This is a genomic window from Roseomonas nitratireducens (genome assembly GCF_017813355.1).
GTDB classification, from domain to species: Bacteria; Pseudomonadota; Alphaproteobacteria; order Acetobacterales; family Acetobacteraceae; genus Neoroseomonas; species Neoroseomonas nitratireducens.
On the sequence record NZ_JAGIYZ010000040.1, the window covers coordinates 1 to 23,309 of the forward strand.

Genomic DNA, 23,309 nt, shown 5'->3' on the forward strand with positions numbered 1-23,309 from the left:
CCGCGCCCGCCGCCCGCCCGGCGGCGTCGCGCCCGGCGCAGACGAATGTCGCGCGCGCCGCGCCGCGCATCGAACAGGGAAGCCGCGGCACGCTTCCGGCCCCGGTGCCGCGCCAGACGACGACCCAGCGCCGCTGACCGCGCCACCGGCGCCGCGGGCGCCGGATAGCGCTTGCGATGCCGGCATGGCGCTTGCGATGCCTGCGGGACGGGACCCGTGCGGGCCCGCCACGCCGTCCGGCCTGCCCGGCGATGCGGCATCCTGCCCGGCGACCTGCCATCTGAAAGGGCAGTCCATGCTGCGTCGTCGTCTTCTCCTCGCCACACCCGCGCTGCTCGCCGCGCCCGCGATCCATGCCCAGGGCGCCTGGCCGAGCCGGCCCGTGCGCATCGTCAATCCCTACGCGCCGGGCGGCACCTCGGACATCGTGATGCGCTACCTGGCGGCGGGGATGGAGCGCGCCTTCGGCCAGCCCTTCGTGGTCGAGAACCGGCCCGGCGCCGGCGGCGCGGTGGGCACCGCCGCCGTCGCGGCCGCCGCGCCGGACGGCTACACGCTGCTCGTGACGAACACCGGGCCGCTCGCCGTCTCGGTCAGCATGACGCCGCCGCCGGCCTACAATGCGGAACGCTCCTTCGCCTACATCACCATGTTCGGCGGCGCGCCGATCCTGTGCGCGGTGAAGGGGGACGGGCCGATCCGGACCATGGCCGAGTATCGCGCCGCCGCCGCGGCGCGGCCCGATGCCGTGTCCTTCGGCTCCTCCGGCGTCGGCTCGGTCGGCCATCTCGCGGGCATGCTCTGGGCGCGGGAAGCGGGGGTCGAGCTGCTGCACGTGCCCTTCCGCGGCGCGTCGGATGCCGAGCAGTCGATCATCGGCGGCAACACCACCTCCCTATGGAACACGGTCGGCGCGCACACCGGCGGCATCCAGGGCAATTCGATCCGTGGCCTCGCGGTGACCAGCGAGCAGCGCATCGGCTCCGTCCCCAACGTGCCGACCATCGTCGAGGCCGGCTTCCCGGGCGCGGTCGCCTCCAACTGGTTCCTGCTGGCGGGGCCGGCGGGCCTCTCGGCCGAGATCGTCGGCCGGCTGCGCACGCATCTGGCCGCCGCCATGGCGGAGCCCGCGGCGCGGGAGCGCTGGTCGGCGATCGGCATGGTCTCGCTGGGCGACCCGAGCCCGGCCGAGATCACCGCCTTCGTCATGCGGGAAGCGACGCGCTGGGCGCCGGTGGTGCGCGCGGCGCAGGGCTGAACCGCGCCGGGGCGGCGCCCGCCGCCCCGGTCAGCCGAAGCGCGCGGCCCAATGCGCGGCGATGTCGCGCCGCCGCGCCACCCAGGCAACGTCGCCCGCGCGGGCGAGGTGCTCGAGCACCTGTTCGAGCCCCGCGATCCGCGAAGGCCGGCCGACCGTGCGCAGATGCAGCCCGATCGACATCATCCGCCCGCCTTCCTTCGCCAGCCGGTCGAAGGCGGCGATGCAGGTGCGGGAGAAATCCTCCGGGTGGATGAAGCCCGCGCCGGGGCGGAAGCGCATGTCGTTCGTGTCGAAGGCATAGGGCAGGATCACGTGGGGCTGCCCGTCCGGTCGCCGGACGATGCGCGGCAGGTCGTCGTCGTAGCAGTCGGAATCATAGAGGAAGCCGCCTTCCTCCATCAGCAGGCGCCGCGTGTTCACGGATGGCGCCGACTTGGTGTGCCAGCCGACCGGCCGTGCCCCGGCGTGTTCGCCGAGCGTCGCGACGGTCTGCGCGATCACGGCGCGCTCGGTCGGCTCGGGCATGCCTGCATGCATCTCCCACCGCCAGCCATGGGCGCTGACCTCGTGCCCCCCGGCGGCGGGCGCGGCGGCCAGTGCCGGCGTATGCGCCACCGCCCGGCCGCAGCAGGAAAAGGTCGCCTTCACCCCGAAGGCGTCGAGCATGCCCATCACCCGCCACAGCCCGACGCGCGCGCCATAGGCGTAGTGGCTCTCCATGCAGGGGTCCGGCGCGCCCTCGATCAGCTGGCCGGATTCCGGGATGGCCTCGTTCCGCTCGTCGCCGGAGGCCAGGGAGAGTTCCGCCCCTTCCTCGACATTGACGACGAAGGACACGGCGACCCGCGCGCCCCCCGGCCAGGCCGGGTCGGGCGGCCTGCGGCCATAGCCGGCCAGGTCACGCCCGGGGTCGGGCATGCCGCCCGGCAGGCGCGGTTCAGCCATAGGTCTTGAGGATCGTCCGCATGGCCGGGGCGAGGTCCGGCCGGCGCAGCGCGAAGGCGACCTGCGCTTCCAGGAAGCCGGCCTTGTCGCCGCAGTCGAAGCGCTTGCCCTCGTAGCGCAGCCCGTGGAAGGGCTGGCTGCCGATGAGCTTGGCCATGGAATCGGTCAGCTGCACCTCGCCCCCCGCGCCCTTCTCGAGCTTGGCGAGGTGGCCCATTACCTCCGGCATCAGCACGTAGCGGCCGATGATGGTAAGGTTGGAGGGTGCCACCTCCGGCGCCGGCTTCTCGACCAGGCCCTTGACCGAGACGAGCCGGCCCTTGTCCTCCGCCACGTCGAGCACGCCGTAGCGGTTCACCTTCTCCCGCGGCACTTCCTCGATGGCGACGACGTTGCCCTCGGTCTCCTTGTAGGCGGCGGCGAGCTGGGCGGTGCAGGAGGTCTCGCACAGCATCAGGTCGTCGGGCAGGAGGATGGCGAAGGGGTCGTCGCCGACGAAGGCGCGGGCGCACCAGATCGCGTGGCCGAGGCCCATCGGCACCTGCTGGCGGACCGTCACGATCGAGCCCGGCACCATCGCCTGGGCGCGCAGCGCCTCGAGCTCGGCCGTCTTGTTGCGGTCGGCCAGGGTGCGTTCCAGCTCGTAGGCCACGTCGAAATGCTCGACGATCGCGGTCTTGCCGCGGCCGGTGATGAAGCAGAACTGCTCGATGCCGGCCGCGCGCGCTTCCTCGACCGCGTACTGGATCAGGGGCTTGTCGACGACGGGCAGCATTTCCTTGGCCATCGCCTTGGTGGCGGGCAGGAAGCGGGTGCCGAGGCCGGCAACGGGAAGGACGGCCTTCTTCAGGGGCTTCACGGGCACGTGGGGCGATTCCTCGCTGGCATGGTCGTTGGCCCAACGGACCATGCCAAGGCGGCATGAACAAGGCGTGGCGGCCCGACCGGCGCCGGAACGGCACGGCCGGGGTGGCGCCGCGGGGCCGCCGGCACTAGGTTCCGCCCGCCATGGACATGCCCCTTCCCGCGGACCCCCGCGTGGCCGCCGAGGCCGCGCGGCGCCGTTCCTTCGCCATCATCGCCCACCCCGACGCCGGCAAGACGACGCTGACCGAGAAGCTGCTGCTCAAGGGCGGCGCCATCCAGCTCGCCGGCCAGGTGCGCGCCAAGGGCAATGCGCGGCGCACCCGGTCCGACTGGATGAAGATCGAGCAGGAGCGCGGCATCTCCGTCGCCACCTCGGTCATGACCTTCGAGCGGGAGGGCATCGTCTTCAACCTGCTCGACACGCCGGGCCACGAGGATTTCTCCGAGGACACCTACCGCACCCTGACGGCCGTGGACGCCGCCGTGATGGTGCTGGACGCCGCCAAGGGCATCGAGAGCCAGACGCGCAAGCTCTTCGAGGTGTGCCGGATGCGCGACATCCCGATCATCACCTTCGTCAACAAGATGGACCGGGAGGGGCGCGACCCCTTCGACTTGCTGGACGAGATCGAGAAGACGCTCGCCCTGGACGCCGCGCCGGTCGCCTGGCCGGTGGGGCAGGGGGCGGACCTGCGCGGCGTGTACGACCTGCTGCACCCCTCGCTCCGCCTGGTGGACAGCGACGAGGTGATCCCCCTGACCGGCCTCGACGACCCGACGATCGAGGCGCGGGTGCCCGGCGACCGCGCCGCGACGCTGCGGGAACAGGCGGAACTCGCCTCGGGCGCCTGCGCCGCCTTCGACCAGGCGAAGTTCCTCGAAGGCTCGCTGACGCCGGTCTATTTCGGCTCGGCGCTGCGCGACTTCGGCGTCGCGCACCTGCTCGAGGGCCTTGCGCGCTTCGCACCGCCGCCGCGCCCGCGCGCGGCCGACCTCCGCCCCGTGCGGCCGGAGGAGCCGAAGCTCGCCGGCTTCGTGTTCAAGATCCAGGCGAACATGGACCCGCAGCATCGCGACCGCGTCGCCTTCCTGCGCATCTGCTCGGGCCGGCTCGAGAAGGGCATGCGCCTGAAGCAGGTGCGCACCGGCAAGCAGGTGCCGGTCAACGCGCCGCTCTTCTTCTTCGCCAAGGACCGCCAGGTGGCCGAGGAAGCCTGGCCGGGCGATGTCGTCGGTATCGCGACCCATGGCGGCATCCGCATCGGGGACACGCTGACCGAGGGCGATGCGCTGAACTTCCAGGGCGTGCCCTCCTTCGCGCCGGAACATCTGCGGCGCGTCCGGCTCGACGACCCGATGCTGGCCAAGAAGCTGCGCAAGGCGCTGGACGAGCTGGCGGATGAGGGGGTGGTGCAGCTGTTCCGCCCGCTCGACGGCTCCCAGCCCATCGTCGGCGTGGTCGGGCTGCTGCAGCTCGACGTGCTGGCATCGCGGCTGCGGGCCGAATACGGCGTGCCCGCGTCCTTCGAGGCCGCGCCCTGGACCATGATGCGCTGGATGGCGAGCGAGGACCGCGCCGCGATCGAGCGCTTCGCCCTGCAGAACCGCATGGACATGGCCGAGGACCACGACGCGGAGCAGGTCGCCTTCTTCACCTCCGACTGGCGCCGCCGCCGGGCGGAGGAGGAATGGCCGATGATCCGCTTCCTGCCGGTGCGCGAACAGCACGGGCTGGCGGCAGCCTAAGGCGGCCCTACTTCGCCGCCATGGCGAGGGTGAGCAGCCCGGACTCCGCCGCGGCCGCCTGGACTTCCCGCGTGACGAGCGCGCGCAGCCAGGCATGGCCGGCATCGCGCCGCCGCCCCTCATGCCAGACCAGCCAGATGGGGATGCGGATCGGCGGGCCGGGCACGTCGGTGACGACCATGCCGAACTCCGTCTCGGCGATCCGCGCCATGCTGCGCGGCAGCACGCCGAGGCAGTCGGTGCGGGAGACGGTGAAGGGCACCTCCAGGTACTCGCTGACGATCAACCGGCTGTCGGCCATCAGGTCCCACAGCTTGCCCTGCAGCACCTTCGGGCGGCGTTCCGGTGCGCGGCGGTGGCTGCGGACGAACTCCTCCTTCGCCAGTTCCCGCCAGCCCATGCCCTTGAAGGCGCGGGGATGCCCGTGGCGGGCGACGATGACGAGCCCGTCCTCGAACAGCTTCTTGTTGACGAAGCGGTCCTCGCTCGCCGCGATCCAGTCGACCGCGAGGTCGAGCACGCCGTCGCGCATCAGGCCCGGCGCGTCGTCGGCGAGGGTGCGGGTGTCGAAGCGCAGCTGCACCCCTGGCGCCTCCGCCGCCGCGGCGTCGCGGATGCGCATGGCATAGGCCGGCCCGAGAGGGTGCGGGATCGCGACATCGAAGCGCCGCGTGCTGCTGGCGGCATCGAAGCCGCGCGCTTCCTCGACCGACTGGCGGAGGCTGTCGAGCGCGGCATGGACGTCGGGGAAGATCCGGTTGGCGACGGGCGTCGGCACCATGGCCGACGGCGTGCGCAGGAACAGTTCGTCCCGGCACGCCTCCCGCAGCCGGGCGAGGGCGTGGCTCGTCGCCGATTGGCTGAGGCCCAGCCTTTCGCCCGCGCGCGAGACGGAGCGCGTCTCGAACAGCGCCTCGAACACGAGCAGCAGGTTGAGGTCGAGCCCGCGCAGCGATGTCATCGCATCTCCCCGGCGGTTGGGTCGCGCCTCCGCCTGGAGGGGCATCACGCACCGTTTCGGGGCCGAGTGTGCGGTAAGGTCCGGCTGCGCATCAAGCATCCCCCGCCCCGGCGCGGTGCGGGCCGGTCAATCCCCGCCGCGGCGCCGCACCACGGTCACGCTGCAGGGCGCCTCGGCCGCCACCTTGCCGGACACGCTGCCGAGCACGCGCCGCTGCAGCGTGCTGGCCCGCGCGCCGAGCACCAGGTGGTCCACCAGGTTCGCCCGCGCATAATCGAGGATGGCGTCCGCTACATCCGCCGCCTCCAGCACGTGGAAGGTCGCCCGGCCCTCCGCGAGGCCGAGCGGCCGCGCCCAGTGCTGCAACTCGACGAGGCGCTGCACATGCCGGTTGCGGCCATGCTCGTCGAGCGTCGTGTCGAGCGACAGCAGCGCGGTCTTGAGCACGTTCAGGCAGGCGAGCCGCGCGCCCGGGCGGCTCGCCAGCATCTTCTGCACCTGGTTGCGCAGCGCGCCGGCGAGGTCCTCGGTCATGTCGCCGAAGTCGATCGCGACGGCGAGGATCGGCGCGGCGGCGATCTGCGTGCGGGTTGCGAGCCGCCGCGCCACCGGCTCCTGCTGGCGGAAGCGGCGGTGCAGCACGGTGAGCCAGCCGTCGCGGCGCGTCTTGGCCGCCCGCGTGCCGAGGGCGACCTGCTCCGGATGGCGCAGGTCGAAGGCGAGTTGCGCGGCGGTCGGGTAGCGGTTCTCGGGCAGCACCTCGAGGCAGCGCAGGATCACCTCCTGCAGCCAGGGCGGGATGGCGGGGCGGCGGCGGCGCGGCGGCATCGGGTCCAGCCACAGCCGCTGCTTCACGCCCTTGAGGTGCTGCGGTTCCCCGAAGGGCAGGTCGGCCGTGGCCAGCTGGTACAGCACGGCGCCGAGGGCGAAGATGTCGCTGCGCGGCTCGCTGCGGATGCCGAGGGCCTGCTCGGGCGCCATGTAGGGAACGGTGCCGTAGGGCAGGCGGAATTCCTCCGCCATCAGGTCGGGCAGCGTCTCATGGTGCGCGAGGCCGTAATCGACCAGCACCGCCTCCGCATGCGGCCGGAAAAGGATGTTGGCCGGCTTCACGTCGAGATGGATGACGTTCTGGTGGTGCAGGTCGTCGAGCGCGTCGGCGACCGCGGCGCCGACCGCGGCGACCTCGGCCGGCGGCAGCGGCAGCGCGCGCAGGCGGTGGGAGAGCGGTTCCCCGTCGATCCGCTCCATCACGATGTAGGGCTCGGCTTCGAAGCCGCCCTGCGCGACGAAGCGCGGCACATGCGGGCCCGTCAGGCGCGGCATGATCATCTGCTCCATCTCGAAGGAGACGATCGCGGCCGGGTCCTCCCCCTCCCGCAGGCGGGGGATCTTCATCAGCATCGGCAGGTCGTGGGCCGGGTGCGTCACGTCGTAGAGCACCGCCATGCCGCCCTCGTGCCGGACGCCGGCGACCGTGAACCCGTCGATCACGCGCTCCGCCACGGCGCCTAGCGTCCGACGAAAAGGCGCTCGGCGAGGCCGAGGGGCAGGCCGGCGGCGCGGATCTTCGCCGCCGCCGCCGCCACGTCGTAGGGCACGCGGTGCCAGGTCGCGACGAGGGATCCGGTCTCCAGGATCATGTAGCAGGCGGCCGGGTCGGAATCGCGCGGCTGGCCGACCGCGCCGAGCACGGCGAGCCAGCGGCGATGGCGCGCGAGCGGCACCGGCGCCCCGGCCACCGGCCGGAAGGGCGTGAGCTTGCCTGTCTCCCCCAGCGCATAGAGCGCCGGGCGGTGGACATGGCCGCAGAAGGTCGCCTGGGCCGTCGTCGCCTCCAGGCTGCGCCGCGCCGCGTCGGCGTCGGACACGTAGCGCCACATCGCCGGTGCCGAGCCCTCGGCATGGACGTACAGGCGCCCTTCCTCCTCCTCCGTCAGCGGCAGGGAGGCGAGAAAGGCCCGGTGCGCTTCGCTCAGGCGCGTCCGCGTCCAGGCGATGGCGGCCGCGGCCATGTCGTTCATGCCGGCCGTGCCGGGGGCGAGCACGGCCTCGTCATGGTTGCCCAGCAGCGCCAGCGCGCCATCGGCGACAAGGGTCATGGCGAGGTCGAGCACCGCTTCCGGGTCGGCGCCGTAGCCCACCAGGTCGCCGAGCAGCAGGATGCGGTCCGCGCCGCGGTCGCGCGCATGGTCGAGGCAGGCGCGGAACGCCTCCAGGTTGGCATGGATGTCGGCGAGCAGGGCAAGACGCATCCAGGCGAGCCTAGATCAGCGCCCGACCCAGGGGAACCGCGCGGCGCCGCGCCCCGGCCGGGCGGGCGCCGCCGCGCTACATGAAGACGCGGGCGGCGAGCGCGATCTGGAACAGCGCGGTCACGAGGTCCCGCCCGAACAGGAAGTATTTCGGGTCGAGGTAGGGCAGCGCGATCAGCTCGTCCCCTGGCCGCGGCGCCTCCCGCGGTTCCAGGATCGCCTGGCCGGAGGGGCGGCGGACCATGAGCGTGCTGCGCGACCCGCGCGCGGTCAGGCCGCCGGCGGCCTCCAGGTACTGCTCGACCGACCAGCCCGGCCGCCAGACCACGGCCTGGGGGAAGTTGACCTCCCCCTGCACCATGACGGTCTGCGACCGTTCGGGAATGACGATGATGTCGCCTTCCTCGAGCCGGAGCGGCGCGCAGCGCCCATCCGCCCCCATGACGACAAGCCGGCCCTCCGGCTGGATGCGCCGTGCGCGCGCGATGTACTGGGAGACGAGGTTGGCCTCCGCGGTGCGGGCCTCGGCCACGCTGCCCGTCGGCGCGGGGGAGAGGAACAGCTGCCGTTCCAGCCGGTCGAGCGCCTCGTCGATCGAGCGCTTCTGGGCGAGCGCCAGCGACGGCCGCATGATGAACACGCCCTCGGTGTTCGCGAGCCCCGCATCGACCGCGATGTGGTCGAGCACCTGGCAGAGCGTCATGTCGCGGTCGGCGACCAGCACCGAGGGATAGAGCCGGCTGCCCTCGACGGTGACGCGGATGGTGCGCGTCGCGACATCGGCGACGAAGGTGACGGTGTCCTGGTCGAGCAGCGTCTGTTGCGCCAGTTCGGCGACGGTCATGTAGCGCGAGAAGGGCTGCGCGTTGCGCACGCCGCGCACCACCGCGTTGGTCGCGGCCGGCAGCGGCCGCGCGAATTCGATCAGGTCGCGGCCCGACAGCGTGCTGCGCGCGGGGCTTTCGAACAGGTAGTTGTTGCGCACCGCGCCATCCGCGCCGATGAGCGCGCGCTGGCGCCCGACCACGAGCGTATCGCCTTCCTGCAGCCGGACCGCCGGCAGGCGCCCTTCGAGCAGGAAGCGATAGAGGTCGATCGAGGCGAGCGTCGCGCCGCCGCGCGTCAGCGCGATCTCCCGGAAGGAGCCGCGGCCGGGGTCGATGCCGCCGGCGCGCACCAGGAAGTCCAGCACGCTGTCCGAGGCCGTGCCGGCGTAGCGGCCGGGGCTGCGCACGAAGCCCGTGACGAAGACGCCGATGCGCTGGGTCGACATGACCGAGGCGTAGACCTGCACCTGCGTCGTGTAGACCTTGCGGATCTCGGACTCGACGACCGATTGCAGGTCGCCCACCCGCACGCCCGCGACCGGGATCGGGCCGATATTCGGCAGGAACAGGTTGCCCGCCGGGTCGATCGCGCCGACCAGTTCCGATTCCACCGCGCCCCAGGCGCGGACCGAGACCCGGTCCCCCGGCGCCAGCACGTAGTTCGGATTGGGCGCGTCGGAGGACGCCTGCGGCGTCTGGGTGAATAGCGCGGCGCCGAACACCGCGGTGGCGGGGCCCGAGAGCCGCTGCTGGTCGCCCAGCGGGGCGACGAGGGTCGGGCCGCCTTCCGCCTGGGTCGCGCTGCCGCGGCGTTCCATGCCGCGCTGCTGCCCCGGCACGTCGGCCAGGCTGCGCTGGTCGAAGACCGGGGGCGGCAGGCTGGCCGCGGGGTCCGCCATGCCCGCGCCCTGCGCGCCCATCTGCCCCGGCGTCAGCGTCGGCATGCCGGGCAGCGCGCCGGGCACGCCGCCGATGCCCGCGGCGCGCCGCTGCACCGTCCCGGCCGCGGCGCTGCCGGGCTGCGTGCCCTGCGCCAGCGCGTCCGCCATGCCGCCGATCAGGACCAGCGCGGCGAGCGCCGCGCGCGCCGCGCTACTCCGCATGTTCGCGCATGCCCGCGACGAGAAGCCAGCCGATGCCGAAGGCGACCGAGAGGCCGAGGAAGATGCTGCCGACACTGATGAGTTTCCGCGGATAGAGGGGGTGGACGGCGAGGTTCGGTTCGACGACGCGCGCGAGGTACATCTGCTGCCGCTGCGCCTCCATCCGCGCGCCTTCGAGGCTTGCGGTGGCCGAGGCGAGCTGGCGGTCGGCGAAGTCGCGCTCGAGCATCAGCCGCTCGAACCCCGCGAGCTGCTGCGCGAGCGCGCCGCCGCCCTGGGTGCGCCGGCTGCGCTCGGATTCGATCTGGCGCTCCAGCGCGGCGATCCGGTTGCGCGTGACCTGCAGGGCCGGATTGTCCGGGCGCATGAAGGCCATGCGTTCCCGGAGTTCCGCCTGCACGGCGGCGAGCGCGGTCTCGAGCCCACCGATGGTCGCGACCGCGGCCTGCACCGACCCCGCGCTGTCGAGGTCCTGCTGTTCCTCCCGGAAGCGGGTCAGCGCCGCGCGGCTTTCCAGCACGCGCCGCTCGGCGATCGCCACCTCCTCGCGCGCCACGCGGAGCGAATCCTCCCGCGCGCGTTCGGACAGGCGATTGACCAGCGCTTCCGACAGCTCGATCAGAGTCACCGCGATGGCGCGCGCATCCTCTGGCCGGAAGGCCCGGGCGCGCAGCGTCAGCAGGCCCGTCAGGCTGTCGAGCTGCGCGGTGACCATGCTGTTGAAGTACTTCGTCAGCCGCTCCGGCTCCTCGTGCCGCAGGCGGGCGAGCAGGTCCGCTTCTTCCCGCCGCCAGATGGCGATCAGGTCGATCCTGTCCTGCGCGCGGGCGACCGCGTCGTGGGAGAGGAGGAAGTCGCGCACGCTGTGCGCTTCCCCCACCGTCGAGAGGCCGCCGCCCCCCACGGCCGCGGAGATCATGTTGCCGAGGCTGGGCTGCGGCGCCTCGGCGCGGGAGCGGACGACGAAGCGCGCCTCGCTGACATATTGCGGTGCGGCCAGCAGGTAGAAGTACAGGATGGCGAGCCCCGTCGGCAGCAGCACGAGCCATGCGAAGGGGTGGCGCAGCAGCCTGACCGGCCAGGGCCGTTGTCGTCGCGGCGGCGCCGGCGTCCAGGCAGGCTCCTCGCCCGCCGGTTCAAAGGCTGTTGTAGGTGGCGAGAGCTTCATCGATGTCATCGAAGAATGTGAGGGTGCCGTCCGCCAGCACCGCCGCGCGCCTGCACAATTGCCGCACGAGCGAAGGCTGGTGGGTGACGATGATCAGGCCCGCGCGGGCGAGCCGCGCGCCGAAGGCGCGGCCGAAGCGCGTGTCGCCGACGGCCAGCGCCTCATCCACCAGGAAGCAGTCGAAGTCGATCGCGAGCGAGATGGCGAGGCCGAGGCGGGACCGCATGCCGGCCGAATAGGTGTTCACCGGCATGCGCAGGTAGTCGCCAAGCTCGGCGAAGGATTCGACGAAGTCCACCGTCTCCCGCACCGGCCGGTCGTAGATGCGCGCGATGAAGCGGGTGTTGTCCGCCCCGGACAGCGCGCCGTGGAAGCCCGCCGCCATGCCGATCGGCCAGGAGACGGACATGGAGCGGCGGATCGTGCCCCGCGTCGGCGCCTCGATGCCGCCGAGGATGCGCACCAGCGTCGACTTGCCCGACCCATTGCGCCCGAGGATGCCCACGCGTTCCCCGCGCCGGAAGGTCGCGTCGATGCCGCGCAGCACCCGCTTGCGTCCCTGGCGCATCGGATAGGATTTGTGCACGTCGATCAGCTGCAGGCCCATGGTCAGTCGAGCCCGACCCGCTTGCGCGCGATGCGCAGGCCGGCGAGGCCCAGCAGATGCGGCACGATGATCCACCAGCCGACATAGGCCAGGTCGTAGACGGGGTTGAACTGCTCCCCGAACTGCCCGTCGCGCATCAGCTCGAACAGGTGGACGGTCGGCACCCAGAGCGCCGCTTCCTGCCATTCCGCCGGCAGCCATTCGACCATGAACATCAGCCCGCAGATCGGCATGAGCCCGAATGTCGCGACCTGGATGAAGTAGCCCACCGCCTCGAACTCGCTGGTGATCGAGCCGACCATGAAGGCGAGCCCCTGCGCGAGCAGCAGCATGAGCACGAGGGCGAGGATCATCTTCACCGGATGGTCCGGTGCCTCCCCGCCCATCGCGATGCCGGCGAAGACGAACAGCGCCATGACGCCGGCCGAGGCCGCGAGTTCGATCGCATGGCGCGCGAAGAACAGGTCCGGCAGCGTGACCTGGCGGTGATAGAGCAGCGACTGGTTGGCGTTGATCGTGTTCGGCGCGCGCGCGACGATGCCGCGGAACAGCTGGAACAGCATGAAGCCGATCGAGAAGAACTCGAAGCTCGAGCGGATGCCCTCTCCCCCGCTCGCCCCGTGCAGCAGCGCGATCACGCCGCCGAGCAGCAGCGGCTCGGCGAACAGCCAGAGATAGCCGAGCCGCTGCCGCCCGAAGCGCGTGTGCATCTCCCGGATCACGAGGGCGCCGATCACGCGCAGCTGCAGGCGCGCGCCATCGACCAGTCCCGGGCGGGCGGCGGCTTCGCTCACGGGCGGCCGATGCCGTCGCGCAGCAGCGGCCGCGCCTCCCGCCAGCCTTCCCCGGCGCGGCAGAGCAGGCGGGTCTGCGGGCCGCCGCCCGCGGCGACCATCACCTCCCGGCATTCCCGCCCGCTCGCGGCGGCATAGGCGCGCACGAGCCGCACCCGCGCGACCTGTCCCGTCCCCGGCAGCCGCACGGTATCCTCGGCGCCGGGGGAGGCATTCGCCACGAAGGCCACGACGGGATCGTCGATCGGCACGGCGGCGCCGACCGCCGCGCCGACGCCCGCGGAGGGCCCGGTCCCGTTGCCGCCGCAGGCGGCGAGCAGCCCGGCGCCGAGCGCCAGGGCAAGCCCGCCGCGCCGCAACATCCGTCCGCCCATGGTCTTTCGTTCCTGCATGAGGATAATATAGCAATCGGAATGAACACTCGCAAAATGGAAGTGACGGGCATGGCGGGATGGAGGGCGCGGGATGCAGCGCCCGGCGGGCAGCCGGCGGTGGGTTGAACCGGGGCCGAATGCAGCCGCAGCGTGTGGAGCCCGTCCCGTCCGGATCGACGCCGGCCCGCCTCGCCGCGGCGCCCCGCCTGCTCCGCGCCTGGCCGCATCTGCCGGGCTTCTGGCCAGGGTCGCGGCTGGTCTCGCCCGCCGCGGCCGCCAGCGGGGATCCGCTGCTGCTGCCGGCGGGGGATCGGCCTCCGCCGGGCTGGGCCGGCCCGGTGCTGCGGCTCTCGCCGGGTCCCTTCGCGCCGCCGCGCCTGGCCGGCCGCAGCGTGCCGCCGATCCTCCTCGCCGCCGAGGACGATGATCCGATCGCCGTCGCGTGCGCCGGCCCGGTCGCCGACCTCGCGCGCGCGGCGGCGCTGCGGCCCCTGCTGCGGGCCGCGCGCTGCGGCGCCCCGCCCGGGTTGGACGATCCGGGCCCGCGCGCGCTCGGCCTCGCGCCCGGCGAAGGCGTCATCCTCGTCGATCCCTGCGATCCCGCGCGCGCCATGGCGGCCGAAGCCCTGCGCGCCGCCGCGCGGGCGGCTGGCGGGCGGCGCCTCGTCCTCCTGCGCGATCCCTTCGCGCCCGCCGCCGCGCGCCCGCTCTTCGCCGAGACCCGCCCCGGCAGGCTGTCTCCCTGGACGCTGATCGACGCTGCCGCGGCGCTGCATGCGCTGCCGGGGCCGATGGCCCTGCTCGCGCGCCTGGCCGGCGTCGCGGCCGAGGGTGGGGAGGCCGCCGGACTCGCGTGTCTCGCGAAATTCATCGCCGCCGCTCGCTGCGCCGACCCGGTCTCCGCTCGCGCGATCTTGATCGAAGACGCGCTAGTGATGCTCGCGGCGTGGCGTGCGCATGACCTCACGAATCGCGCGGTCGCCGCCTGCCTCGGCATGTCCTTCTGGAAGCGCCGGCGCATCCGTGCCGCGCTCGCCAGCGAGGCGCCGCCGCCCGCCTTCGTCCGCTCCACCGGGGCCGCGCTGGCCGAAGCCGCCAGGCGTGGCGGGGAGGTCGCGGTCTGGGCCGCCCGCGCGCCCGCCGACCTGGTGCCGCGCGCGCGGGCCGCCGGCATCCGGATCGTCTGGGTGGAGGATGGCTTCCTTCGCTCCGCCGGGCTCGGCGCGGGCTTCCTGCCCGGCGCCTCGCTCGCGCTCGATCGCCGCCGCCCGCATTTCGACCCGCGGGCACCCGGGGAGCTGGAGATCCTGCTCGCCACCGCCGCCTTCCCGCCGGCGCTGCTCGCCCGCGCGGCGGCGCTGCGCGCGGCGCTCGTGGCGCGCGGCATCACCAAGTACAATCTGGCCGGTGCGGCGCCCGTCCTGCCCGCCGCGCCGGGCCGCCCGCGCATCCTCGTCCCCGGCCAGGTGGAGGACGATCTCTCCGTCCGCCTCGGCGCCACCGGCGGCGTACGCACGAACCTCGACCTGCTGCGCGCTGTGCGCGCGGCGCGCCCGGACGCCTTCATCGCCTACAAGCCGCATCCGGATGTCGAGGCCGGCTTCCGTCGCGGCGCGATCCCGCCGGAGGAAGCGCGGCGGCTGGCCGACATCGTGCTCGACCGCGCCCCGATCGCGCCGCTGCTGTCGCAGGTGGACCAGGTGCAAACCATCACCTCGCTGACCGGATTCGAGGCGCTGCTGCGCGGCGTCGCCGTCACCTGCTGGGGCCGGCCCTTCTACGCCGGATGGGGGCTGACGGAGGACCGCGCGCCGATCCCGCGCCGCGCGCGGCGCCTCTCGCTCGATGAACTCGTCGCGGGTGCGCTCATCCTCTATCCGCGCTATCTCGATCCGGTGACGGAACTTCCCTGCGAGCCCGAGGCGCTGCTCGATCGGCTCTCCAGCCCCGCCCCCTGGCGCGGCGGCATCGTCGCCGCGCTGCGGCGCTGGCAGGGGGCGGCGATGGCGCGCCTTGCGCGGGGGCGGGGATGACCGGCCGGTCCTTCCTGTTCCTCCAGGGCCTCGCCACGCCCTTCTTCGTCCGGCTGGGCGATGCGCTCGCCGCCGACGGGCACGCCGTGCACCGGGCGAATTTCTGCGCCGGGGACCGGCTGTTCTGGCGCCGGCCGAACGCGACCGACGTCGCCGGCCGGGCGGAGGAATGGCCGGCCACGCTCGCGGCCCTAGCCGCGCGCCACGGCGTGACGGACATGGTGATGTTCGGTGACTGCCGGCCGCGGCACGAAGCCGCCATCGCCTTCGCCCGCGGCGCCGGCATCACCCCCTGGGTGTTCGAGGAAGCCTATCTGCGGCCCGGCTACCTCACGCTCGAACCCTGGGGCGTCAACGGCTTTTCCCGCCTGCCGCGCGAGCCGGCGCGCATCCGCGCCATGGCGGCGGGCCTGCCGCCGGCGGCGCCGGAGGCACTCTCGGCCGGATCCTTCTTCCGGCGCGCCAGCGACGATGTGCTCTACAGCGCGGCCAACCTGCTGCTCGCGCGGCGTTTCCCGCATTGGCGGACGCACCGGCAATGGAACCCCTTCCACGAATATGCCGGCTGGGCGCTGCGCGGCGTGCTCCGCCCGGCCCGGAGCAAGGCGGCCTGGCGGCGGCTCGCGCGGCTGCGCGCCGGCACCGGCCCGGTCTTCGTGCTGCCGCTGCAGCTCGAAGGCGACTACCAGCTGCGCCGTCATTCGGGCTTCCCGAACCTCGAGGCCGCGATCGCCGAGATCGTCCGCTCCTTCGCCGCCCATGCGCCGCGGGACGCGCTGCTCGCGGTGAAGGGGCATCCGCTCGACAACGGGCTGACGGATTGGGGCCGCGTGACGCTGCGCCATGCCGCTGCGGGCGGCGTCGCGGACCGCGTGCTCTGGCTGCCGGAACTGCCCTTCGGTCCCGTGCTCGCCCCGGCGGCGGGGATCGTCACGGTGAACAGCACGGCGGGGCTGCAGGCGATCAGCCAGGGCAAGCCGACCATCGCGCTCGGCCGGGCGATCTACGACATGCCGGGCCTGACCTTCCAGGGCGGGCTCGACGCCTTCTGGACCGGCGCGGCGCCGCCCGATCTGGTTCTGGCGGACGCGCTGCGGCGCGTGCTCGCCGCCCATTGCCTGATCCGCGGCGGCTTCTTCAGCGAGGCCGGCATCGCCGAGGGCGTCGCCAATGCCGTCGCGCGGCTCGAGGCCGCGCGGGCGCTGCGCGCGGCGGCCGAATAGCGCGGCGATGGACGCGCCGCGCTGCATCGTCGTCTCGGGCGCCTCGCGCGGCCTTGGCGCCGCGCTGGCGGAACGCTTCGCGCAGCCGGGCATGGCGCTGCGGCTCGTCGCGCGCGGCGCGGAGGGCCTTGCCGCCACCGCCGCGCGCTGCCGCGCCCGCGGGGCGGAGGTGCAGACCGCCGCACTCGATGTCCGCGACGGCGCCGCGCTCGCCGATCGCCTGCGCGGCTGGGACGCGGCGCGGCCGGTCGATTGCGTCATCGCCAATGCCGGCATCTCCCGCGGCCGCGGCCCCGACGGCGCCTTCGAGGGCACGGAAGGCGCCACCGCGCAGGTCGCGGTGAACCTGCTCGGCGCGATGCATCTGGTCGAGCCGCTGCTGCCCGCCATGCGCGCGCGGCGCGCGGGGCGGATCGCGCTCGTCGCTTCCGTCGCCGCCTATCGCGGTCTGCCCGACGCGCCGGGCTACGCGGCCTCCAAGGCCGGGCTGCGCTGCTACGGGGAAGGGCTGCGCGCGGCGCTGCTGCGCGACGGCGTCGCGGTGACCGTGCTGCTGCCGGGCTTCTTCGACAGCGCGATGGGCGCGCGCTGGCAGGGGCGGCGGCCGCTGGCGATGGGGCTCGACGCGGCGGCGGCGCGCTGCCACCGCGCCATCCTGGCCGGGCGGGGCAGGCTCGCCTTCCCGCTGCCGCTCGCGCTGCTGCTGCGCGCGGTCGATGCGCTGCCCGCGCCGCTCGCCGACCGCGCCGTGCGGCTGATGCGCTTCCGCATCGCGCCGGAGGGATGAGCGCGACGCTTCACCTTCTGGCAGGCGCGCTGCTGCCCTGGCCGGGCTGGGCGCTGCTGCGCCTGGGCGCCGGCGCGCGCGCCTCGCGCTGGATGCTGCTGGATGCGGCGCCCGTGCTGGCCGGCTTCGCCGCGCTGCTGGCGCTGACCGCGCGGCCGGTGCTCGCGGGGGGGCTCGCTTGCGGCGCGTGCGTGTTTCTCGCGGTGGCGGACCGGGCGAAGCGCGCGGCGATCGGCGAACCGCTCGCCTTCACCGATGGCGGGCTGCTCTGGCAGGTCGCGGCGCATCCGCGCTTCTACCTGCCCTTCGTGCCGAAGCCGGTGCTGCTGGGCGGGATCGCCGCGGGGGGCGCGGCCTTTCTCGCCGTGCTGGCGCTGGAGCCGGCGATCCCGCTCGGCGCCGGGCCGCGCATCCTTCTGCTCGGCGTCGCGGGTGCGCTCGTCGCGCTGTTGCTGCGGCCATTCCTGCTGCTCGCCGGGGCGATGCCGGCGCGCGACCCGGCGATGGATGCGGCGCGCTTCGGGCCGCTCGCCACCTTCGCACTGCATGCGCGGCGCGCGGCGCTGGAACGCCCTGCGCGACGCGTGGCGCATCCGCCGGCACCCGCCGTCGCGCGCCCGGGCGCGCTGGTGCCGCACCTGGTGCTGCTGCAACTCGAATCCTTCTGCGATCCGCGACGCCTCGGCCTCGCGCGCGGCCTGCCGTGCTGGGATGCGCTCGGTGCCGAGGCGCGGTCGCGTGGCGCGCTTGCCGTGCCGGGCTTCGGCGCCAACACCATGCGCACCGAGTTCGTCGTGCTGACCGGCATGGGCGATGCCGCGCTCGGGCTCGACCGGCTCAACCCCTATTTCCGCTTCGCGCGGCACCCGGTGGGCTCGCTCGCCTGGGCGCTCTCCGGCACGGGGCATGAGGCGATCTGCCTGCATCCCTTCGACCCGCGCTTCTTCGGCCGGGACCGGGTGCTGCCCGCGCTTGGGTTCCGCCGCTTCCTGGCGGCGGCGGAATTCGCCGATGCGCCGCGCGAGGCTGGCCTGGTGACGGATGCGGCGGTGGGCGCGCGCGTGGCTGCGCTGCTGGCCGGGGCGAGGGGGCCGATGTTCCTCTACGCCATCACCGTCGCGGCGCATGGCCCCTGGCCGGGGGACGATCCGGCCGACGCCTGGGCGGGCCGGATGGCGGCGACGGATGCGATGCTCGGCGCGCTGGCCGATGCTGCGCGCGCCGCGCCGCGCCCGGTCGTGCTGGCGGCCTTCGGAGACCACCGCCCCGCGCTGCCCGCCGCGCGCGGCGGGACGGAGACCGACTACCTGATCTGGCACGGCGATGCGCCCGGCGCCGGCGCGCGACGGGACCTGGACGCGGCCGGGCTGCATCGCGCGGTGCGCGCCGCCGTGCTCGATGCGGGGTGATGCGCGCGCCGCTGTCCACGACGCTAAGCAACGCCCTGGATGCCTGCGCCGCACGGGACGATGGCGCGGGCACTGTGCTCCGCCATGCTGCGGCAGGGCGCCATGGCCTGTTGCGATCGCGCCGCTAAAGCGCGACGCCGCCCAGCGCGCGCCCCGCGCGCCAATCCCGCATGTCGCTGAGCCGGATGCCAAGCCGCGCGGCGCGCGCCAGCGCATCGGCATCCGGGAAGCCGCGATAGGGGAGCGGCGGCAGCACCATGCCGCGCTCGCGCCCCTCGGCGATCGCCGCGATGGTCTCGAGCATCGCGCGGGCACCGGCCATGTGCAGCGCCCGCGCCAGGGCGGACACGGTCGTGTCCGGCGAGGCTTCCAGGCGCCGCTGCGCCAGCACCGCGCCGGCATCGATCCTGGGCGCGAGGCGATGCACCGTCGCGCCCACCAGCGCATCGCCGTCCAGCGCCGCCCAGAAGCAGGGCATCGGCCCGCGATGCCGCGGCAGCAGCGACGGGTGCAGGTTGATCCCGCCCCGCGGCGCGATCGCGATCGTCTCCGGCGCCAGGATCTGGTCGAAGTGGCATGTCACGATCAGGTCGGGCCGCGCGGCGGCGAGCATCGCCTGCGTCGCAGCGCCGTTCACGTTCGGGATCGGCTGCGGCGTGACGCCGCGCGCCCGCGCCGCCGCCGCCACGGGCCCCGCGCCGCGCTGGCGCAGCAACCGTGGCGCGACGTATTCCGCCGCGAGCCAGGGCAGCAGCCGGTAGCGCGTGCCGGCCAGCAGCCGCTGCGTCCGCGTGCGGTCGCGATAGGGGTCGGAGACGCCGACCAGGACCACCTCCGCCGGCGCTTCCCGCACCACCGTCGCCGCGGCCTCCGCACTCGCCGTGCTTTCGGTCGTCAGGACGGCAATCCGCATCGGGCCTCAGCTTCGGGCGCGAAGCGCGGCGACGGTGGCGCGAAGCTCATCCTCCCGGTGGTCGGCCGAGAGGAAGAAGCGCAGGCGCGCGGAACTCTCCGGCACCGCCGGGTGCAGGATGGGCTGCACGTTGATCCCGCGCTCGAACAGCGCCTGTGAAAGTCGCGCCGCGCCGATCGAAGACCCCAGGATGACCGGCACGATGGCGAAGCCGGCCGAGCTGCCGGCATCGAAGCCCGCATCGCGCACCAGCCGCAGGAACAGCGTCGCATTCGCCTGCAGCCGCGCGACGCGCCAGGGTTCCGCATGCAGGATGCGCAGCGATTCGAGCGCGGCGGCCGCGAGCCCCGGCGCGAGCCCGACCGAATAGACGAAGCCCGGCGCGGAATGGCGCAGCCAGGCGATCAGGTCGGCATTGCCCGCGATGTAGCCGCCGCAGGCTGACAGCGTCTTGGACAGCGTGCCCATCCAGATGTCGACCTCGCGCGGGTCGACGCCGCATTGCTCGTGTATGCCCCGGCCGGTGGCGCCAAGCACGCCGAGGCCATGCGCCTCGTCCACCATCAGCCACGCATCGTGGCGGCGCGCGATCTCGACGAAGCGGGCGAGGTCGGGGATGTCCCCGTCCATCGAATAGTGGCCCTCGACGACGATCAGCGCGCGCCGCGCCGCACCGCGCGCGGCGGCCAGCTCGCGTTCGGCCGCGCGCCAGTCGTTGTGCGCGAAGGCGATGCGCCGCGCGCCCGACAGCCGCACGCCCTCGGCGCAGGAATTGTGGATCGCCGCATCGTGCAGGATCAGGTCGCGCGGGCCCATCAGGTGCCCGATGACGGTCACGTTCGTGGCGTGGCCGGAGACAAAGGCGAGCGCGGCATCGACCCCGTAATGCGCCGCGATCGCCGCTTCCAGCGCCGCATGCACCGGCCTTTCGCCCGAGACCATGCGCGAGGCCGAGGCCGAGACGCCGTGCCGCGCGATCGCCGCCTGCGCCGCGGCGACGACGCGCGCATCTCCGTTCAGGCCGAGATAGTTGTACGATCCGAAATTGATCACCTCCCGCCCACCGATAACGCTGCGCGCGCCGGCGATGCCCTCATGCGGTCGGAAGAAGGGGTTCTCGAGGCCGAGCGCGCCGGCGGCCTCGCGGATCAGTTCCATGTCGCGCTGGCCGGGCAGTTCGCGGAAGGCGCGCGCGGCCCCCGGCGCGGGGGGCGCATCCTCCCGCCGCCGGGTCAGGCGTTGCAGCAGCGCGAGCCGCGCCGTCGCCGAGAGCCCGAAGCCCTGGCTCACTCCGCCGCCTCCCGCTCGGCCGCCACGGGTTCATGCGCGGACATCAGCTCGGCGACCGCCGCCGTCTCGTCCGCGTCGAGCACCACGGCGGCGATGCGCGCGGACAGGCGCGCGAGCGTCAGGTCCTCGGTGACCGCGGCGAGCGGCACCTGCACGCCGATCCGCCGTTCCAGCGCCATGCGGAGTTCGAGCCCGCCCAGGCTGTCGAGACCCAGCCCCGCGACCGGCGCATCGGCGCCGACTGCCTCGGCCGGCAGGCGAAGGATGCGCGCCACTTCCTCCCGCGCCAGGCGCAGGATGCGCGTGCGGGCCTCGGCTGGCGGCAGGGCGCGCAGCGCGGCGCGGAGATCCGCGCCGTCCTCCCCGCCCGAGGCGGTGGCGCGCATCGCGGCAAAGGCCGGTTCGGCCAGGATGGGCAGCGCGCCCGAAAGCCCCGCCCAGCCGATGCGCGCGAGGTTCACGACCGGCACGCCCGCGGCGATCAACGCCGGCAGCGCGCCGAGCGCGTCCTGCGCGGCCATCGCCTCGGTTCCCGCGCGGCGCGACAGCGTCTCGGCCGTCGCTGCGTCGCGCGCCAGCACACCGGCATCGGCGATCGGTCCCCAGCCCACCGCCAGCGCCGGCCGGCCCTGCTCGTGCCGTCGCCGCGCGATCGCCTCCAGCGCCGCATTCGCCGCGACGTAGTTCGCCTGCCCCGGATTGCCGATCGCCGTGGTGGCGGAGGAGAACAGCAGGAACAGGTGCAGCGGGTCCTCGGCCGTCAGCCGGTCGAGCGCCTCGGCCGCCAGCAGCTTCGGCGCCAGCACGGCCGCGAAGCGCGCCCGGTCCATCGTGGCCGCGGCGCCATCGGCGAAGGCCGCCGCCGCATGCGCCACGCCGCGGATCGGCGGGCCTTCGCGCCGCAGCCGGGCCAGCAGCGCGCCCAGCGCATCGCCATCCGCGGCGTCGCAGGCATCGATCCGCGCCTTGGCGCCGAGCGCGGCAAGCGTCCGTAGCGCCGCTTGCGCGCCCGGCGTCGCCGGCCCGCGGCGGGAGACCAGCGCGAGGTGCCGCGCCCCGTTCGCCGCCAGCCATTTCGCGCATTCCAGGCCGAAGCCCTGAACCCCGCCGGTCACGACGTAGGTGCCGTCCGGGTCGGGCCGCCAGGGCGCCGCGGCTTCCGGTGCTTCGGCGGGCGGGCGGATCACCAGTTTGCCGATATGCGTCGAGGCCTGGAGCGTGCGGAAGGCGGCTTCCGCGTCCTCGGCCGCGAAGGCCGCATGCGGCAGCGGCAGCAGCGCGCCTTCGGCGAGCCGCGCGGCGATGTCGGCGAGCAGCGCGGCCGCGACCTCCGGCTTCGCGCGCGGCAGCGCATCGGCATCGACCGCGAAGTAGGACACGTTGCGTCGCAGCGGTCGCAGCGCCGCGCGGCGGTTCTCGACGAAGTCCCGCTTGCCGAGCTCGACGAATCGGCCGAAGGGCGCGAGCAGCGACAGGCCGCGTTCCATCGCCTCCCCCGCCAGGCTGTTCAGCAGCACGTCGACGCCCTCGGGCCAGGCGGCGCGCAGCGCATCGGCGAAGCCGGCATCGCGGCTGTCGAGCACGAGCTCGGCGCCGGCCATGCGCAGGAAGGCACGCTTCTCGGCGGTGCCGGCGCTCGCCGCCACGCGCGCCCCGGCGGCGCGGGCCACCTGCAGCGCGGCAAGGCCCAGCCCGCCGGCGCCGCCATGGACCAGCACGCGTTCGCCGGGGCGGATGCGAGCCAGGGTCTCGAGCGCGTAGGCGGCCGTCAGGAAGGCGACGGGGACGGTCGCCGCGGCCTCGAAGGACAGGCCCGGCGGCATGGGGGCCAGCGCCTCGGCGCGCGTCAGCGCCTCCGTCGCGAAGGCGGCGGGCGCGAAGCCGAGCACGCGCTGGCCCGGGCGCAGCGCCACGCCCGGCCCCGCCGCCGCGACCACGCCCGCGCATTCCATGCCGAGCGTCGGGCCGGCGAAGCCGTCCATCAGCGCATCCTCGGGCAGCAGCCCCTGTGCCCACATCAGGTCGCGGAAGTTCAGCCCGGCGGCGGCGATCGCGATGCGCACCTCGCCCGGGCCGGGGTCGGGCAGGGGCGGCATCGTCGCCCAGGCGAGCGAACCGACCTGTCCAGGCTGGCCGATCGCGAGCCGTCGCCGCCCGCCCGCCGCCGGCGCCGGCAGGCCCTGCAGCAGCCGCGGCGTCCGCCGGCCATCCGCGGCGACCAGCACTTCCGGCGCCGTGCCGCGGAGTTCGGCCGCGAGGCGCCGCGCCGCCGCCGCCGCCGGCAGTCCCGGCGCGATGGTGATGCGTCGCGGCGCGAGCTCCGGCAGCTCGTTCGCCAGCACGCGGCCGAGGCCGGCCAGCGCCGCGCCGCGCGCCGCATCCCCCGCGCCGACCATGGCGAAGGAGGCGGCGACGCCGCGCGCCGAATCCGCAAGCCGCGTCGCGAAGGCGAGGCTCGCCGCCACATCCTCGGTGCCCGCCGCGAGCAGCACGAGATCCGCGCCGCGCAGGACGCGCCCCGGCGGCACCGTCTCGAAGGGCAGGAGGGAGACGGCGCGGCCCTCGCCCGCCAGCGTTGTCTCGAGCGAGGCCGCGAGCCGCCCGCAGGCCGCCTCCGCGCAGATCAGCACGCGGCGCGCGGACGGGGCGGGCGGCGTGGCGGCGACGCCCGGCGCGCGCGCGGCCAGCAGCAGGGCCGGCCACGGCGCGGCCACCAGCGGCAGGGCGTCCGGCGCCTGGAACCCGG

General features: G+C 74.4%; 19 protein-coding genes. 6 read left to right on the forward strand and 13 right to left on the reverse strand.

What is annotated here, in order from left to right:
• The first annotated feature begins 295 nt into the window (after window positions 1-295).
• Complete coding sequence (locus tag J5Y09_RS23195) at window positions 296-1,258, forward strand: Bug family tripartite tricarboxylate transporter substrate binding protein (RefSeq protein WP_209354237.1); 963 nt, start codon at window positions 296-298, stop codon at window positions 1,256-1,258.
• A gap of 30 nt (window positions 1,259-1,288) precedes the next feature.
• Here the strand turns inward: J5Y09_RS23195 and J5Y09_RS23200 are convergent, their stop codons facing one another.
• The gene (locus J5Y09_RS23200; RefSeq protein ID WP_209354238.1) at window positions 1,289-2,206 is read right to left on the reverse strand and encodes a polysaccharide deacetylase family protein; all 918 of its coding nucleotides are present in this window, start codon (window positions 2,204-2,206) and stop codon (window positions 1,289-1,291) included.
• Entirely contained in the window at window positions 2,199-3,071 is an 873-nt protein-coding gene (gene galU / locus J5Y09_RS23205; protein WP_342451536.1) for a UTP--glucose-1-phosphate uridylyltransferase GalU, read from the reverse strand. The genes J5Y09_RS23200 and galU overlap by 8 nt, the downstream gene beginning before the upstream one ends.
• 143 nt (window positions 3,072-3,214) lie before the next feature.
• Here galU and J5Y09_RS23210 point away from each other — a divergent pair, with 143 nt between their 5' ends.
• Window positions 3,215-4,819, forward strand: a complete 1,605-nt coding sequence (locus tag J5Y09_RS23210) for a peptide chain release factor 3 (RefSeq protein WP_245217365.1) — start codon at window positions 3,215-3,217, stop codon at window positions 4,817-4,819.
• Between the two features lie 7 nt (window positions 4,820-4,826).
• Here the strand turns inward: J5Y09_RS23210 and J5Y09_RS23215 are convergent, their stop codons facing one another.
• From J5Y09_RS23215 to J5Y09_RS23250, 8 genes are all read right to left on the reverse strand, one after another.
• Window positions 4,827-5,780 carry a LysR family transcriptional regulator gene (locus tag J5Y09_RS23215; RefSeq protein ID WP_209354240.1) on the reverse strand — a complete coding sequence of 318 codons (954 nt, stop codon included), beginning with the start codon at window positions 5,778-5,780 and terminating at the stop codon, window positions 4,827-4,829.
• A 126-nt stretch (window positions 5,781-5,906) separates the two neighbouring features.
• Window positions 5,907-7,274, reverse strand: coding sequence for a serine/threonine protein kinase (locus J5Y09_RS23220; protein WP_209354241.1), 1,368 nt, complete (start codon window positions 7,272-7,274; stop codon window positions 5,907-5,909).
• A gap of 17 nt (window positions 7,275-7,291) precedes the next feature.
• Window positions 7,292-8,035 carry a metallophosphoesterase family protein gene (locus J5Y09_RS23225; RefSeq protein ID WP_209354242.1) on the reverse strand — a complete coding sequence of 248 codons (744 nt, stop codon included), beginning with the start codon at window positions 8,033-8,035 and terminating at the stop codon, window positions 7,292-7,294.
• A gap of 76 nt (window positions 8,036-8,111) precedes the next feature.
• Window positions 8,112-9,965, reverse strand: a complete 1,854-nt coding sequence (locus J5Y09_RS23230; RefSeq protein WP_245217367.1) for a polysaccharide biosynthesis/export family protein — start codon at window positions 9,963-9,965, stop codon at window positions 8,112-8,114.
• Window positions 9,955-11,142, reverse strand: coding sequence for a KpsE/RkpR family capsule polysaccharide export protein (locus J5Y09_RS23235; RefSeq protein WP_245217369.1), 1,188 nt, complete (start codon window positions 11,140-11,142; stop codon window positions 9,955-9,957). The genes J5Y09_RS23230 and J5Y09_RS23235 overlap by 11 nt, the downstream gene beginning before the upstream one ends.
• Window positions 11,102-11,740: an ABC transporter ATP-binding protein gene (locus J5Y09_RS23240; RefSeq protein WP_209354243.1), complete on the reverse strand. Its 639-nt coding sequence runs from the start codon at window positions 11,738-11,740 to the stop codon at window positions 11,102-11,104. Before J5Y09_RS23240 ends, J5Y09_RS23235 begins: the two co-directional genes overlap by 41 nt.
• 2 nt (window positions 11,741-11,742) lie before the next feature.
• Window positions 11,743-12,534, reverse strand: a complete 792-nt coding sequence (locus tag J5Y09_RS23245) for an ABC transporter permease (protein ID WP_209354244.1) — start codon at window positions 12,532-12,534, stop codon at window positions 11,743-11,745.
• Entirely contained in the window at window positions 12,531-12,908 is a 378-nt protein-coding gene (locus J5Y09_RS23250) for an RT0821/Lpp0805 family surface protein (protein WP_209354245.1), read from the reverse strand. The genes J5Y09_RS23245 and J5Y09_RS23250 overlap by 4 nt, the downstream gene beginning before the upstream one ends.
• Window positions 12,909-13,045: 137 nt before the next feature.
• On the opposite strand from J5Y09_RS23250, the gene J5Y09_RS23255 reads away from it, so the two are divergent.
• Genes J5Y09_RS23255 through J5Y09_RS23270 form a run of 4 tightly spaced genes read left to right on the forward strand, consistent with a single transcriptional unit; the run spans window position 13,046 to window position 18,360 of the window.
• Window positions 13,046-14,941, forward strand: a complete 1,896-nt coding sequence (locus tag J5Y09_RS23255) for a capsular polysaccharide export protein, LipB/KpsS family (RefSeq protein ID WP_209354246.1) — start codon at window positions 13,046-13,048, stop codon at window positions 14,939-14,941.
• On the forward strand, window positions 14,938-16,164 hold the full coding sequence (locus J5Y09_RS23260; RefSeq protein WP_209354247.1) for a capsule polysaccharide biogenesis protein: 1,227 nt from the start codon (window positions 14,938-14,940) through the stop codon (window positions 16,162-16,164). Before J5Y09_RS23255 ends, J5Y09_RS23260 begins: the two co-directional genes overlap by 4 nt.
• A gap of 7 nt (window positions 16,165-16,171) precedes the next feature.
• Window positions 16,172-16,951, forward strand: coding sequence for an SDR family NAD(P)-dependent oxidoreductase (locus tag J5Y09_RS23265; RefSeq protein WP_209354248.1), 780 nt, complete (start codon window positions 16,172-16,174; stop codon window positions 16,949-16,951).
• Window positions 16,948-18,360, forward strand: a complete 1,413-nt coding sequence (locus J5Y09_RS23270) for a sulfatase-like hydrolase/transferase (protein WP_209354249.1) — start codon at window positions 16,948-16,950, stop codon at window positions 18,358-18,360. The genes J5Y09_RS23265 and J5Y09_RS23270 overlap by 4 nt, the downstream gene beginning before the upstream one ends.
• Window positions 18,361-18,484: 124 nt before the next feature.
• Here J5Y09_RS23270 and J5Y09_RS23275 read toward each other — a convergent pair whose 3' ends face one another.
• From J5Y09_RS23275 to J5Y09_RS23285, 3 genes are all read right to left on the reverse strand, one after another.
• Window positions 18,485-19,273 (reverse strand): formyltransferase family protein, encoded by a 789-nt coding sequence (locus J5Y09_RS23275; protein WP_209354250.1) that lies wholly within the window; start codon window positions 19,271-19,273, stop codon window positions 18,485-18,487.
• 6 nt (window positions 19,274-19,279) lie between these two features.
• Window positions 19,280-20,563, reverse strand: coding sequence for an aminotransferase class I/II-fold pyridoxal phosphate-dependent enzyme (locus J5Y09_RS23280; RefSeq protein WP_209354251.1), 1,284 nt, complete (start codon window positions 20,561-20,563; stop codon window positions 19,280-19,282).
• Window positions 20,560-23,309: SDR family NAD(P)-dependent oxidoreductase (locus J5Y09_RS23285; RefSeq protein ID WP_209354252.1), on the reverse strand; the 2,750-nt coding region annotated here is incomplete at its 5' end. The genes J5Y09_RS23285 and J5Y09_RS23280, both read right to left, overlap by 4 nt.

Coding starts and splice junctions, on each gene's coding strand:
- J5Y09_RS23250 (WP_209354245.1), bottom strand. CDS start 12,908: ATGGGCGGACGGATGTTGCGGCGCGGCGGGCTTGCCCTGGCGCTCGGC.
- J5Y09_RS23230 (WP_245217367.1), bottom strand. CDS start 9,965: ATGCGGAGTAGCGCGGCGCGCGCGGCGCTCGCCGCGCTGGTCCTGATC.
- J5Y09_RS23270 (WP_209354249.1), top strand. CDS start 16,948: ATGAGCGCGACGCTTCACCTTCTGGCAGGCGCGCTGCTGCCCTGGCCG.
- J5Y09_RS23275 (WP_209354250.1), bottom strand. CDS start 19,273: ATGCGGATTGCCGTCCTGACGACCGAAAGCACGGCGAGTGCGGAGGCC.
- J5Y09_RS23265 (WP_209354248.1), top strand. CDS start 16,172: ATGGACGCGCCGCGCTGCATCGTCGTCTCGGGCGCCTCGCGCGGCCTT.
- J5Y09_RS23255 (WP_209354246.1), top strand. CDS start 13,046: ATGCAGCCGCAGCGTGTGGAGCCCGTCCCGTCCGGATCGACGCCGGCC.
- J5Y09_RS23260 (WP_209354247.1), top strand. CDS start 14,938: ATGACCGGCCGGTCCTTCCTGTTCCTCCAGGGCCTCGCCACGCCCTTC.
- J5Y09_RS23235 (WP_245217369.1), bottom strand. CDS start 11,142: ATGACATCGATGAAGCTCTCGCCACCTACAACAGCCTTTGAACCGGCG.
- J5Y09_RS23225 (WP_209354242.1), bottom strand. CDS start 8,035: ATGCGTCTTGCCCTGCTCGCCGACATCCATGCCAACCTGGAGGCGTTC.
- J5Y09_RS23240 (WP_209354243.1), bottom strand. CDS start 11,740: ATGGGCCTGCAGCTGATCGACGTGCACAAATCCTATCCGATGCGCCAG.
- J5Y09_RS23200 (WP_209354238.1), bottom strand. CDS start 2,206: ATGGCTGAACCGCGCCTGCCGGGCGGCATGCCCGACCCCGGGCGTGAC.
- J5Y09_RS23195 (WP_209354237.1), top strand. CDS start 296: ATGCTGCGTCGTCGTCTTCTCCTCGCCACACCCGCGCTGCTCGCCGCG.
- J5Y09_RS23215 (WP_209354240.1), bottom strand. CDS start 5,780: ATGACATCGCTGCGCGGGCTCGACCTCAACCTGCTGCTCGTGTTCGAG.
- J5Y09_RS23210 (WP_245217365.1), top strand. CDS start 3,215: ATGGACATGCCCCTTCCCGCGGACCCCCGCGTGGCCGCCGAGGCCGCG.